The following is a 12179-nucleotide window of genomic DNA, read 5'->3' on the forward strand; positions in this document are numbered from 1 at the left end:
GATAGAGCAGGTTCGCAATTGACGGCGCTTGCCGTTAACCCGCGTGTGCAACTATTGTCGACGCACGCAAAGCACACCTGCAATCATTTGGGAAGGTGTACCCCACCATGCCTCTCGCACTTCTGGCCTTGGCGATCGGGGCCTTCGGCATCGGCACGACCGAATTCGTGATCATGGGCTTGCTGCCCGAGGTCGCAGGCGACTACGGGGTCTCCATCCCCACCGCCGGATACCTGGTGACGGGCTACGCGCTCGGTGTCATGGTCGGTGCCCCGCTGATGACTGTTCTGGGCACCAAGGTCCCCCGCAAGCGGATGCTGATGCTGCTGATGGGCCTCTTCATCGCCGGCAACCTGCTCTCTGCACTCGCCCCTGTCTTCGTCGTCATGCTGGTCGGCCGCATCGTCGCTTCGCTGGCTCATGGCGCCTTCTTCGGGATCGGCTCGGTCGTCGCGGCCGACCTCGTGGCCCCGCACAAGAAGGCCGGAGCCATCGCGATGATGTTCACCGGCCTGACTGTCGCCAATGTCGTCGGTGTCCCGCTGGGCACCCTCATCGGGCAGTCCGTCGGCTGGCGTGTGACCTTCGGCGTCGTCGCCGCCCTCGGCGTGGTCGGCCTGGCCGGCATCGCCCGGCTCGTCCCCGACATGCCGAAGCCGGAAGGCGTGCACCTGCGGCACGAGCTGGCCGCCCTCAAGAACGTGCAGGTGCTGCTCGCGATGGCGATGACCGTTCTCGGGTTCGGCGGCGTCTTCGCGGCCATCACCTACATCGCGCCGATGATGACCCACATCGCCGGTTTCGCCGACGGCTCTGTCACCTGGCTGCTCGTCCTCTTCGGCCTTGGCATGGTCGGCGGCAACCTCGTCGGCGGCAAGTTCGCCGACCGGGCCCTGATGCCCATGTTGTACATCTCTCTGGGCGCTCTGGCCGTCGTCCTCGCGGTGTTCACCCTCACCGCGCACAACAAGCTGCTGTCGGCCGTCACGATCGCGCTGATCGGCGCCCTGGGCTTCGCCACGGTACCGCCGCTGCAGAAGCGGGTCCTGGACCAGGCGCACGGCGCCCCGACGCTGGCCTCCGCCGTGAACATCGGCGCGTTCAACCTCGGCAACGCCCTGTCCGCCTGGCTCGGCGGCATCGTGATCGCTGCGGGCTTCGGCTACACCGCTCCCAACTGGGTCGGTGCAGTTCTCGCCGCGGGAGCCCTGGTCCTGGCCTGTGTCTCGGCAGGTCTGGAACGCCGCACCGGTGCCGCCACCACCGTTGTCACCGGCTCCGCGCCGGCCGATCGGCGAAGGGCTGTTCGTCACTGATCAACCGGGCCACCCGGGCTCACTGCCCTCCGGCTGGGACGAGCAGCCTCAGCCCGCGGCGCCTCAGCCCGCGGCGACTGTGACCGGGGCGAAGCGGCGGCTCCAGTCTCCGGGCAGTTCGGTGATCCCGTAGGACATCACCGCATTGAAGCCGGCGGACACCAGGCCACGCTCCTTCAGCCAGATGAGCAGCTCGGTGTGCCGCACGTCGATGTCGGTGCGCAGGGGGCGGTCGGTGTGGGCGGCGAGGGAACCGATGAGCGCCTGGGCCACCGGCGTGTCACGTGCGATGAGAGGGCCGACCACGTGCGTGTCCATGTTCGGCCAGGCGGCGGCGTACCCGATGATCCGCCCACCCTCCTCGGCCACGCGCAGCTGGTCGGCGAAGGCGGGCAGCCGAGTGACGATGTGTGTGCGGTCCACGCCGAAAACCTCCTCGTCGAGGCGGAGGATCGCGGTGAGGTCCTCGGCCGTGGCGGCGCGGGTGACCACCGTCGGGTGCGGCCCGTCAGCGGTGAGGTGCCCGCGCACCATCTCGGCCCGCCCGGTCGCCTTGAACCCGAGCTCCTCGTAGAGGGGGCGTCCGTACGGCGTCGCGTGCAGGGTGAGGGGTGTGGTGCCCATCGCCGAGACGACGTGGCGCATGAGCCGGCGCCCCACGCCCTGTCGGGCATGCCGTTCAGCGACCAGCACCATGCCGATCGCCGCGAGGTCCGGGTGCTCTGCGGATCCGTACTCGGTGACCACACAGGCACTCACGAGACCGCCCTCGGGGGCGTCGATGCCGTAGCCCTTCCCGGCCGTGAGGAGGAAGCCCCACTTGTGCTCCTCCCGGGGCCATCCCCGGTCCTCGGACAAGTCGGCGCAGGCGGCGAGATCGCGGAGCGTCAGACGGCGGATGGGCAGCGAAGCAAGGGAAGGAGTCGGCACGCGGGTCAGGCTGTCCGAGGAGGCCCCCTGGCGTCCACCTCTTTCCCTGGACGCATGCGAGCTTTTGGCCAGTCTTAGCCACCCGCACAGAGGGTCGACACCCGCCGGTCGTTTCACGTGAAACACGGGCGCTGCCTCGCCCCTGGCCATGCTGACGGTTCGCGTCGCGCTCGCATTCGTGAGGAAGGAAGGGGGGACTTGTGTGCACAGCGGTGGCCGGTATGGTCGACTCCGGTTCGCGTCCGGGGAAGTGCCCTGTCCGTTGTCGATCCCGTGCAGGGCAAGACGGCATGCGGCCAATGTCACACTCTCGCCTTACTTGTCCGTACAGAGCTGGGACACGTGTTGAATATGGCCGCATTGGCCACGACACGGATGGGAACGCAGGCCGTCCACGGGGGAAAGCAGGCACCTTCCGACCGGAAGTGCGCAGACCGACCGAGAGATGCTCGAGGCGAGGCACACCATGGACGCTCCGACCACCACGTCGGCCGACAACGGCACTTCTGGCGGCGGAGGCGACTGGTTCACGCCCCGCAACACGCCGACGGCGAACCCGGACAGTGAGCCCGGAACGGAACCCGGCCCCGGGCCCTCGAGACCCGCCGAGGAAGCGTCCCCGGACGCCATCCTGATCCGCCGAGTGATGGCCGAGGTCACACCTGTGGCCGACAAGGTCACGTCATACTTCTACGCCCTGCTCTTCGTCCGCTACCCGGACCTGCGGCCGCTGTTCCCGCCCGCGATGGACACCCAGCGGGACCGGCTGCTCAGGGCATTGCTCACCGCGGCCGAACACATCGACAACACCGATGTCCTCGTCGACTACCTGCAGAACCTCGGCCGGGGCCACCGCAAGTACGGGACGCGGCCCGAGCACTACCCGGCCGTCGGCGAATGCCTCATCGGCGCGCTGAGCAAGTACGCCGCCGGAGTCTGGAACGAGGAGACGGAGGCGGCCTGGATCCGGACCTACACCACGATCTCCCAGATCATGATCGACGCCTCCGCCACCGACGAACTGCGGGCTCCGGCCTGGTGGTACGCAGAGGTCGTCGCGCACGACCTGAGAACCCCGGACGTCGCCGTCATCACCGTCCGCCCCGACCAGCCGTACCCCTTCCTCGCCGGGCAGTACACGAGCCTGGAAACCCCTTGGTGGCCCCGGATCTGGCGGCACTACTCCTTCGCTTCGGCACCACGCTCCGACGGCCTGCTGTCGTTCCACGTGAAGGCCGTCCCCGCGGGCTGGGTCTCCAACGCCCTGGTCCACCGCGCCGGCCCCGGGGACATCATCCGGCTCGGCCCGCCCACCGGTTCCATGACCGTGGACCACACCACCGACAGCGGGCTGCTGTGCGTGGGCGGCGGCACGGGCATCGCACCGATCAAGGCGATGGTGGAGGACGTCGCCGAGTACGGGGAGCGCCGATCGGTCGAGGTCTTCTACGGTGCGCGCACCGAACACGACCTGTACGACATCGAGACCATGCTCCGTCTCCAGCAAGCCCACCCGTGGCTCTCGGTGCGGGCGATCATCGACCAGCAGGCGCGCCAGCAGCTCCCGGACGCCGTGCGCTCCTTCGGGCCCTGGAACGAGTACGACGCCTATCTCTCGGGGCCGCCAGGGATGATCCGCAGCGGTGTGGACGCGTTGCGGAGCATAGGCATCCCGTCCGAGCGCATACGGCACGACTCGGTGGAGGAACTGGCCGCGGCCTGGTCCTGAACCGTTATCGGTGTCAGCCCAGGTCGGGGGCGTGCATGGCGCGTACGCCCTCGATGTTGCCGTCCAGGTAGTGCCGCAGTGACAGCGGAACGAGATGGACCGAGGCGATCCCCACCCGGGTGAAGGGGACCCGCACGATCTCGTACTCGCCGATGGGCTCGTCCACCTCGGGACCATGGCGCAGAGAGGGGTCCATGGACTCCAGGCGGCAGACGAAGAAGTGCTGCACCTTCACGCCGGTCGCGCCACCGTCCTCGCTGATGTGCTCCATGGTGTCCACGAAGCAGGGCACCACATCGGTGATCTTCGCTCCGAGCTCCTCGTGCACCTCTCGGTGCAGGGCGTCGACGACGGTCGAGTCGGTGGGCTCGACCCCGCCGCCGGGAGTGAGCCAGTAGGGGTCGACGCCCGGCTTGGTGCGCTTGATCAGGATCAGGTCGTCACCGTCCAGCAGAACGGCGCGGGCGGTGCGCTTGACCACGGGTCGGACGGTCATGAGTGAAATGTGGCCCTGCTGGTTCCACGTGAAACATCGCGAAATGTCACCGGACGAGCTCTCAGAGTGAGGTGCTGCCCGTGCGGCACAACCGGTGCTGTCCAGCCCCCGTGTCCGGGCCCCTCAGCACCAGTCGGCCGACGCCCGCTGCAACCACTCGTGGGCCCGTGCGATGTGGGGCATCGCGAGTGTCCCGGTCCTGACCACCAGGAAGTAGGTCCGCAGGGGCGGCACCGCCGGATCATGCAGGGCGACGACCTCTCCGCGCTCCAGGGCGGCAGCACACAGATAACGTGGCAGCACCGCAAGACCCGCGCCCGCGACCGCACACGCCAGCACCGCACGCAGATCGGGGACGATGACCGTGCCCGGAGCGACCGGGGGCGAGTCGAAGACGGAGGCCCAGTAGCGGGAGACAAAGGGCAGCGACTCGTGCACCTCCACCACGGGCACCTGTTCCAAGGCCGGCTTTGGTTCGTGGCCGGGCCGTCCCACGCCGCTCTGCCGGGCCCATCGAGGGGCGGCGACCAGGACATGCTCCTCGTCGCACAGCGCAGTCGCGGTGAGCAGCGGGCCACGTGGCCGGGCCGTGCTGATGGCCAGATCGTGGTGCCCGGCGGAAAGCCCTTCCAGCGTTTCCTCGGCGTTGCCGAAGGAGGCGCGGAGGGCGCAACCCTGGCCGTCCTCGCCGATCAGCTCGGTGAGCGCGGGCAGGGCTCGTTCAGCGGTGAACTCCGGAGGACCGGCGAGATGCAGCGTCCGTAAGGAGGAGTCGTCGTCGAGGCCGGTCTCGGTTATCTCCACCAGGGCGTCGAGATGCGGCGCGGCCTTGTGGGCGAGTTCGTCGCCGATGCTCGTCGGGGTCACGCCGCGGGCCTGCCGCAGGAACAGAGGGCGGCCCAGCTGCCGTTCCAGCGTCCTGATCTGCGAGGTGACGGCCGGCTGCGAGAGACCCAGCAGGGCGGCTGCGCGCGTGAAGGAACCGGCCCGGTGCACGGTCACGAAGGTCCGCAGCAAGGCGAGATCCACCGCGCACTCTCCCCTCTCAAGGCCCCCCGACCGCGCCAACTATAAATAAGTCGATAGGTCTCTGTCGCTACTGTGATTGGACACTGACAGAGAGTCAACTAGCCTGGGTCGCGCGGTTCTCGCGCGCGGAACCGGAGGACGGTCCGAGCCACGAGGGGGGAGGCTCGGACCGTCCGCAGGGGGACGGTCAGGCGGCCGACGCGTCCAGCGCCCGTAGCACGTCCGCCACCAGGTCCTCCGGATCCTCGGCGCCGACCGACAGGCGGATGAAGCCCTCCGGCACCGCGTCTCCGCCCCAGCGGCCGCGCCGTTCTGCCGTGGAGCGCACTCCGCCAAAACTCGTCGCGTCGTCCACGAGCCGCAGCGCGTCGAGGAACCGGTCGGCGCGGGCGCGCGTGGGCAGCGTGAACGAGACCACGCACCCGAAGCGCCGCATCTGCTGCGAGGCGATCCTGTGGGAGGGGTCGCCCGGGAGGCCCGGGTAGCGCAACCCGGTCACCTCGGGTCGCTCGCGCAGCGCCTCGGCGACCATCAGGGCGGTAGCGCACTGCCGGTCGACCCGCATCTGGAGCGTGGCGAGCGAACGGTGTGCCAGCCAGGCCTCCATGGGCCCGGGAATCGCTCCGACGATCTTCCGCCAGCGGCGTACCGCGGCCATGGCCTCGGCGTCCCGGCCGACCACGTAACCCAGCAGGACGTCGCCGTGCCCGGTGAGTTGCTTGGTGCCACTGGCCACCGTGAAGTCGGCCCCGAGTTCCAGAGGACGCTGGCCGAGCGGCGTCGCGAGAGTGTTGTCGACGGCCACCAGGGCACCACGCGCGTGTGCCGCCTCGGCGAGCCGCCTGATGTCACACACGTCGAGCCCGGGGTTCGACGGGGTCTCGATCCACAACAGCTTCGCGCCGTCCAGGACACCGAGCTGGGCATCGCCGCCGGTCGGCGCGGTACGCACCTCGACGCCGTACGCCTCCAGCTGGGCGCGGACCAGAGGCAGTGCCTGGTAGCCGTCGTCGGGCAGGACGCACATGTCCCCGGTGCGCAGCTGGGAGAAGAGCACGGCCGAGATCGCGGCCATGCCCGAGGCGAACACGAGCGTCTCGACCGCGTCCTGGCCGGGTGCCTCCAGCTCGCCGACAGCGCGCTCCAGGAGTGTCCAGGTCGGGTTCTCGTCACGTCCGTAGGTATAGGGGCCGGTGGGATCGCCGGGCAGGTGGTAGTGGGCGGCGAACACGGGTCCGGGCAGGGTGGGCTCGTGCTTGGCCGGCTCGGGCAGCCCGGCCCGTACGGCGCGCGTGCCGTCACCGCCACCGACTCGGAAGCCCGAGGCCACGTCGTCCGTGACACGTGTCATCCGGCTCAGGTCACCTGTCGTCGGGGCGGCCTCGCCCGTCACCCCATGCCCGTCGCCCGTCGCGGATCCGCTCATGCGGCGCTTCCCTCCACGTCCTTGCGCACAGCGGCGAGCAGACCGGCGCTCGCCGCCTCCACCATCTCAAGACACTCCTCGAAGCCGTCCACACCCCCGTAGTAGGGGTCCGGCACGTCGAGGTCGTCGCCGGCGGAAGGGTCGTAAGAACGAAGGAGCCGCACCTTCCGCGCGTCCTGTTCCGTAGGCGCGAGGCGACGCAGGGCCCCGAGGTGACCTGCGTCGAGGGCCACGACCAGGTCGAGGCGGGAGAACCACGAGGGCTGGAACTGCCGGGCCGTGTGCCCGACGGCGTAGCCGTTGCCCTCCAGGACGGCCACCGTGCGCGGATCGGCGCCGTCGCCTTCGTGCCAGCCGCCCGTGCCGGCGCTGTCGACCTCGATGAGGTCCTCGAGTCCGGCCTCCGCCACCCGTGCGCGGAAGACGACCTCGGCCATCGGAGACCGGCAGATGTTGCCCGTGCAGACGAAACAGACGCGGTAGGTCATGACCGCTCAGTCCCCGTCCGGCAGGACGACATGCAGTGCCCAGGAGACGATTGAGATGATCAGGCCGCCCAGGACGGCCGTCCAGAAGCCGTCCACGTGGAAGCTGAGGTCGAGCCGGTCGGCCAGCCACGAGGTGAGCAGCAGCATCAGCGCGTTGACGACCAGGGTGAACAGGCCGAGCGTCAATATCAGGAGCGGCAGGCTGAACAGCTTGACGACCGGCTTGACGAGGAAATTCACCAGACCGAAGATCAGCGCGACGACCACCAGGGTGCCGATCTTCCTGCCCGTGCTGTCACCGGTCAGGGTGATCTTGTCGAGCAGCCAAACGGCGACCGCCAGGGCACCCGCGTTCGCGATCGTCTTGACTACGAAATTCATCATGTGTCTGATCGTGGCAGACCTGATCGGGCAAGGGCACAAGAGGCAGGGGGCGGACCAGGCCATGAAGGCATTCCGGCTGGACGAACTGGAGGCGGAGCGAGCCGCCAATGAAGGCGCCTACCTGCAGTTTCTGCGGGAGCAGAACATGTCGGTCGGCCTGTACGCCCTCGACGCGGGCGACCAGGATCCACAGAAGCCGCACAATCAGGACGAGGTGTACTTCGTTGTGAGCGGCCGTGCCGCGATCACTGTCGGCCTGGAGACGACACAGGTGGCGCGCGGCAGCGTGATCTACGTACCGGCGGGTGTGGCCCACAAGTTCCACCACATCACCGAGGACCTCAGGGTGCTGGTGGTCTTCTCTCCGCCCGAGAGGTGACGAGCGGCCCCCGGGTTCCCTAGGGGATCGGTCAGGGGAGGACAAGGGATGCGAGGCCCCCGGCCGGCCCCCTTCCGGACCTAGCATCGAGTGCAGGACATCAGAACCGACGGGACCCGGCACTCGAACGGGCAGAGAGGTGAGGACGAGGGCGATGCGAGAGATCTTCGCGGGGCTGCCGTGGTGGGTGAAGTGGGTCGCGGTGCCGGTCATCGCCCTGGTCGTGTTCGGCGGGCTGATAGCCAGCGTCGTCGGCTTCGTCATCGGACTGCTCTTCAAGGTGCTGGTCTTCGTGGCGCTGGTCGGTGGACTGGTCTACGTCGTACGGAAGTTCACGTCGAGCTCCTCGTCACGCGGCGACTGGTGAGACCGGTGGGAAACCGGTGGGGGTAGCGGACAACACCTGGAATCACCGGTTCCCTCGGCCGGGGGAAGTTTCCCGGCGGCGCCGTCTGTGAGCGGTGGCAGGCGAATAGAGTCCGGAACTCGACGCGGGGACCTACCCCGCGAGCGGCGTACCCCCACCCGTGCTCCGGCGCGGGCCGCCCCCTCGCGCTTCGGAAGTGACCCTTGGCCCCGGCTGACACCGCACCCGTCCACCTGCACACCGTCCCCGCGCAACCCCGTTCGGCGGCCCGCCCCGGGCAGCCGTCTCCTCCCGCAGGGCCGCCCCCGGCGACCCTGATCGGATCCGTGCAGCGCGCGATGCGCCTGCTGGAGACCGTCGCCGGGCACGAGAACGGCGCCCCGGCCAAGCAGTTGGCCCGTGAGACCGGGCTTGCGCTGCCGACGACGTACCACCTTCTGCGCACCCTCGTGCACGAGGGCTATCTGCGCCGGGACAAGGGCCTGTTCTTCCTGGGCGAGGCGGCCGAGCGGCTGAGCGGCAGCGGGGCGCGGCAGAAACGTCGCAGCACCATCGTCGACGCGCTCGCGCACTGGCGCAACGCGCTCGGCGTACCCGTGTACTACGCGCTGTACCGCGAGGGCGAGATCGAGCTCGTGTGCGTCTCCGACAGTCCGGCCAGTCCCGCGGTCGAGGAGTGGGCCGACTTCCGGGAGACCGGGCACGCGCATGCCATCGGGCAGTGTCTGTTGTCCCAACTGGACGAGGACGCCCGCCGGGATCACCTCGACCGCTATCCGGTGCAGCCGCTCACGCCCTACACAGTGCGGGACAACCACAGTCTGCTCCGGCGTCTGGAGCGGGCGCGGCGGATGGAACCGGTGACCGAACGCCAGGAGTACGCCTTGGGCACGGTCTGCGCGGCGATTCCGCTCACCCTCGGCACCACGGCCGCGACGATCGCCATCTCCCTGCCCGCTCACCAGACGGACCGGCTGCTGCCCGCGGCCCGGCAGTTGCAGGATGAGGTCGGCCGGAGACTCGGCTCGCTGGCGCTCTCTATCAGTATGTGAAAACTCACTCCTTGTGATCTGCTGTGTACGTTCAGCAAGATTCCACCAAGTGTCAGAGGTTAGTTCCCGGCCAGTCCACGGCGAATGACGGGGTAGCAATGCGCGAGTCCGTACAGGCAGAGGTCATGATGAGCTTTCTCGTTTCCGAGGAGCTCTCCTTCCGCATCCCGGTGGAGCTGCGCTATGAGACCAGTGATCCCTATGCCGTCCGGCTGACGTTCCACCTCCCCGGTGATGCCCCGGTGACCTGGGCCTTCGGACGGGAACTTCTGATCGACGGCGTCGGGCGGCCATGCGGCGAGGGCGATGTGCGGGTCACTCCCGTCGAACCCGACTCGCTGGGCGAGGTGCTGATCCGGCTTCAGGTGGGCAGCGACCAGGCGTTGTTCCGGTCGTCGACAGCACCGCTCGTCGCCTTTCTGGACCGCACCGACAAGCTGGTGCCGCTGGGGCAGGAAGGCTCGCTCGCCGACTTCGACGCCCATCTCGACGAGGCCCTGGACCGCATCCTGGCGGAACAGGGCGCCGGTTGAGACACCCGCCGGGCGACACGGTGGAGGAACGCTTCACCGGATGCCCCCGACCGCGCAGGAACGCTTCTCTGTACGACGGGCAGGTGCCCCCCCCACGTCAGCGGGACCGGCCGCCTGAGACGACTCTCAGGCGCCTTCGCAGCAGCGTCGTCATCGGCCCGGAGGCCTCAGCGCTTACGCCGCCGCCCCCTCCCCCCGCGTGCCGGGACCGCGGAGGCCTCCGCGGCAGGCTCCGGCCGGTCGGCCGAGACCACCAGCGCCGCCAGCACCGTGGTGACGGGAACCGAAGCGACCAGACCGATCGAACCGATCAGCGTGCGCACGATCTCCTCCGCGACGATCTCGCTGTTGGCGACCGTCCCGACACCGCTCTGCGCGATGGAGAAGAGCAGCAGCAACGGCAGCGCGGCACCCGCGTAGGCGAGGACGAGCGTGTTGACGACCGAGGCGATGTGGTCGCGCCCGATCCGGATGCCGGCGCGGTACAGCCCACGCCAGCCCATCGAGGGGTTGGCATCGTGCAGTTCCCAGACCGCCGATGTCTGCGTGACCGTCACGTCGTCGAGGACTCCGAGCGAACCGATGATGACGCCGGCGAGCAGCAGACCGCTCATGTCGATCGTCGGGTAGAGGCCGTGGATCAGGCCGGTGTTGTCGTCGGTGTTGCCGGTGAGGGCGGCCCAGTCGATGAACAGCGACCCGAGAACGCCGATCAGCAGCAGCGAGACAAGGGTGCCCAGCACCGCCACGGAAGTACGGGCGGACAGGCCGTGGCACAGGTACAGCGCGATGAGCATGATGGCGCTCGCGCCCACCACCGCCACGAGCAGCGGGTTCGACCCCTGCAGGATGGCGGGCAGGATGAAGAAGTTGAGCACCAGGAAGCTGATGGCCAGGGCGACCAGGGCCATGAGACCCCGCAGCCGTCCGACGACCACGACGGCGAGTGCGAAGATGCCGGCGAGCAGCGCCATGGGCATACGACGGTTGATGTCGGTGACCGAGTACTGCAGGTCCCGGGGCGCGGAGGGCTCGTAGGCGACCACGACCTCCTGGCCCTCGTGCAACTGCCGGGACTGGTCCGGCTGGATGATCTCGGTGAACGTACGGCCCTTGTCCTTGCCGCTGTCGACCCGGATCGTCGCGCGCTTGCAGGTGCCGTTCTCCTGCTGCACCGCGGAGGAGCCCTCGGCGGTGGAGGTGTCGCCGGTCGGAGGGACTCCCTGGGCACCGGCCTCCTTGCAGCTCACCGCGACCACCTTGGTGACCGTGGCCTGCTGCGTCTGCCGGTCGAAGCCGACGCCGGTGCGCTCGTGCGGCGGAGCACCGCCCGGCCACAGCACGGCGAGACCCACCAGCACCGCCGCGGCGAACGGGATCAGCACCGCCGCGATGACCTTGCGCAGATGCATGGACACGGGCGTGGCCGGGCCGTGGTTGTGACTGTGCGAGTGCCCGTGTCCGCCTCCCGGCGCGGAGCCGGGCCCATGACCATGCCCGTGGCCCCCACCGTCGCCCCCACCGTGCCCAGGGCCACCGCCGGGACCATTGCCGCCGCCGTGCCCGCGGCCTCCCCCAGGACCGCTGCTCCCGGTGGTGCCCTCGCGGCCGCCAGGAACGCCGGCGCCTCCGGAACCGTGCCGGTCTTCGGCGCCGGAACCAGCCTCACCACCGGCCCCCGGACCCGCGTCGTCCCAGGTGCCGAAGCCCGCGCCTGCCCCGCGCCTGCTGTCGGGGCCGTGCTCGTGCTCCTGTCCCCGGACAGACCGCTGCCCGGCCTCCGCGGCGAAGTCATGATCGCCTGCACGGCCGTGTCCGAGTCCGGCGCCGGATCCGCGGGGCGGCTCGGGCGATGGGTACGGGGGGCGCTGCGTCGTGGTCACCGACCGATCATCGCAAGAACGAGGGGGGCCCTCTGTTCACCGCGCCACAATTCCCGCTAGCGTGGAGGCGCCTTTTGTACACGCGGGAGCTCGGAGCACCGGGCTGAGAGGGCGCTGACCTCCGTCCCAGCGATGTTTCACATGAAACGTCACCGAAGTCGAGTGAT

13 protein-coding genes are annotated in these 12179 nt (G+C 69.3%); 6 read left to right on the top strand and 7 right to left on the bottom strand.

Going from position 1 to position 12179, the window contains the following annotated elements; translation table 11 throughout:
• Positions 1-107 precede the first annotated feature (107 nt).
• Positions 108-1316, top strand: a complete 1209-nt coding sequence (locus IE212_RS20150; RefSeq protein ID WP_190199278.1) for an MFS transporter — start codon at positions 108-110, stop codon at positions 1314-1316.
• 63 nt (positions 1317-1379) lie between these two features.
• Here IE212_RS20150 and IE212_RS20155 read toward each other — a convergent pair whose 3' ends face one another.
• Complete coding sequence (locus IE212_RS20155; protein ID WP_190199279.1) at positions 1380-2246, bottom strand: GNAT family N-acetyltransferase; 867 nt, start codon at positions 2244-2246, stop codon at positions 1380-1382.
• 466 nt (positions 2247-2712) lie between these two features.
• On the opposite strand from IE212_RS20155, the gene IE212_RS20160 reads away from it, so the two are divergent.
• Entirely contained in the window at positions 2713-3975 is a 1263-nt protein-coding gene (locus IE212_RS20160) for a globin domain-containing protein (RefSeq protein WP_444545058.1), read from the top strand.
• Between the two features lie 13 nt (positions 3976-3988).
• Here the strand turns inward: IE212_RS20160 and IE212_RS20165 are convergent, their stop codons facing one another.
• From IE212_RS20165 to IE212_RS20185, 5 genes are all read right to left on the bottom strand, one after another.
• On the bottom strand, positions 3989-4471 hold the full coding sequence (locus IE212_RS20165; protein WP_190199281.1) for an NUDIX domain-containing protein: 483 nt from the start codon (positions 4469-4471) through the stop codon (positions 3989-3991).
• A 123-nt stretch (positions 4472-4594) separates the two neighbouring features.
• Positions 4595-5500: a LysR family transcriptional regulator gene (locus tag IE212_RS20170; protein ID WP_190199282.1), complete on the bottom strand. Its 906-nt coding sequence runs from the start codon at positions 5498-5500 to the stop codon at positions 4595-4597.
• Positions 5501-5687: 187 nt separating this feature from the next.
• Positions 5688-6851 carry a cystathionine gamma-lyase gene (locus IE212_RS20175; protein WP_190199429.1) on the bottom strand — a complete coding sequence of 388 codons (1164 nt, stop codon included), beginning with the start codon at positions 6849-6851 and terminating at the stop codon, positions 5688-5690.
• 71 nt (positions 6852-6922) lie between these two features.
• Positions 6923-7414, bottom strand: a complete 492-nt coding sequence (locus IE212_RS20180) for a low molecular weight protein-tyrosine-phosphatase (RefSeq protein WP_190199283.1) — start codon at positions 7412-7414, stop codon at positions 6923-6925.
• A 6-nt stretch (positions 7415-7420) separates the two neighbouring features.
• Positions 7421-7798 (bottom strand): phage holin family protein, encoded by a 378-nt coding sequence (locus tag IE212_RS20185; RefSeq protein ID WP_190199284.1) that lies wholly within the window; start codon positions 7796-7798, stop codon positions 7421-7423.
• A gap of 61 nt (positions 7799-7859) precedes the next feature.
• On the opposite strand from IE212_RS20185, the gene IE212_RS20190 reads away from it, so the two are divergent.
• The 4 genes from IE212_RS20190 to IE212_RS20205 all read left to right on the top strand — a co-directional run bounded on the left by IE212_RS20190 (position 7860) and on the right by IE212_RS20205 (position 10129).
• Positions 7860-8177 (top strand): cupin domain-containing protein, encoded by a 318-nt coding sequence (locus IE212_RS20190; RefSeq protein WP_059414731.1) that lies wholly within the window; start codon positions 7860-7862, stop codon positions 8175-8177.
• Positions 8178-8331: 154 nt separating this feature from the next.
• Positions 8332-8544, top strand: a complete 213-nt coding sequence (locus tag IE212_RS20195) for a DUF5326 family protein (protein WP_190199285.1) — start codon at positions 8332-8334, stop codon at positions 8542-8544.
• 314 nt (positions 8545-8858) lie between these two features.
• On the top strand, positions 8859-9596 hold the full coding sequence (locus IE212_RS20200) for an IclR family transcriptional regulator (protein ID WP_268250752.1): 738 nt from the start codon (positions 8859-8861) through the stop codon (positions 9594-9596).
• Between the two features lie 98 nt (positions 9597-9694).
• Positions 9695-10129, top strand: a complete 435-nt coding sequence (locus IE212_RS20205; protein ID WP_020271172.1) for an SsgA family sporulation/cell division regulator — start codon at positions 9695-9697, stop codon at positions 10127-10129.
• A gap of 167 nt (positions 10130-10296) precedes the next feature.
• Here the strand turns inward: IE212_RS20205 and IE212_RS20210 are convergent, their stop codons facing one another.
• A complete protein-coding gene (locus tag IE212_RS20210) occupies positions 10297-11541 on the bottom strand; it encodes a YibE/F family protein (protein ID WP_373301411.1) in 1245 nt (414 codons plus the stop codon).
• Between the last annotated feature and the right edge of the window lie 638 nt (positions 11542-12179).

This window comes from Streptomyces djakartensis (genome assembly GCF_014651075.1).
Classification (GTDB): Bacteria; Actinomycetota; Actinomycetes; order Streptomycetales; family Streptomycetaceae; genus Streptomyces; species Streptomyces djakartensis.

What these genes read in the sequence shown, in the direction of transcription:
- IE212_RS20150 (WP_190199278.1), top strand. Translation starts at nt 108, where the DNA reads ATGCCTCTCGCACTTCTGGCCTTGGCGATCGGGGCCTTCGGCATCGGC.
- IE212_RS20160 (WP_444545058.1), top strand. Translation starts at nt 2,713, where the DNA reads ATGGACGCTCCGACCACCACGTCGGCCGACAACGGCACTTCTGGCGGC.
- IE212_RS20165 (WP_190199281.1), bottom strand. Translation starts at nt 4,471, where the DNA reads ATGACCGTCCGACCCGTGGTCAAGCGCACCGCCCGCGCCGTTCTGCTG.
- IE212_RS20175 (WP_190199429.1), bottom strand. Translation starts at nt 6,851, where the DNA reads ATGACACGTGTCACGGACGACGTGGCCTCGGGCTTCCGAGTCGGTGGC.
- IE212_RS20180 (WP_190199283.1), bottom strand. Translation starts at nt 7,414, where the DNA reads ATGACCTACCGCGTCTGTTTCGTCTGCACGGGCAACATCTGCCGGTCT.
- IE212_RS20185 (WP_190199284.1), bottom strand. Translation starts at nt 7,798, where the DNA reads ATGATGAATTTCGTAGTCAAGACGATCGCGAACGCGGGTGCCCTGGCG.
- IE212_RS20190 (WP_059414731.1), top strand. Translation starts at nt 7,860, where the DNA reads ATGAAGGCATTCCGGCTGGACGAACTGGAGGCGGAGCGAGCCGCCAAT.
- IE212_RS20195 (WP_190199285.1), top strand. Translation starts at nt 8,332, where the DNA reads ATGCGAGAGATCTTCGCGGGGCTGCCGTGGTGGGTGAAGTGGGTCGCG.
- IE212_RS20205 (WP_020271172.1), top strand. Translation starts at nt 9,695, where the DNA reads ATGCGCGAGTCCGTACAGGCAGAGGTCATGATGAGCTTTCTCGTTTCC.
- IE212_RS20210 (WP_373301411.1), bottom strand. Translation starts at nt 11,541, where the DNA reads ATGCATCTGCGCAAGGTCATCGCGGCGGTGCTGATCCCGTTCGCCGCG.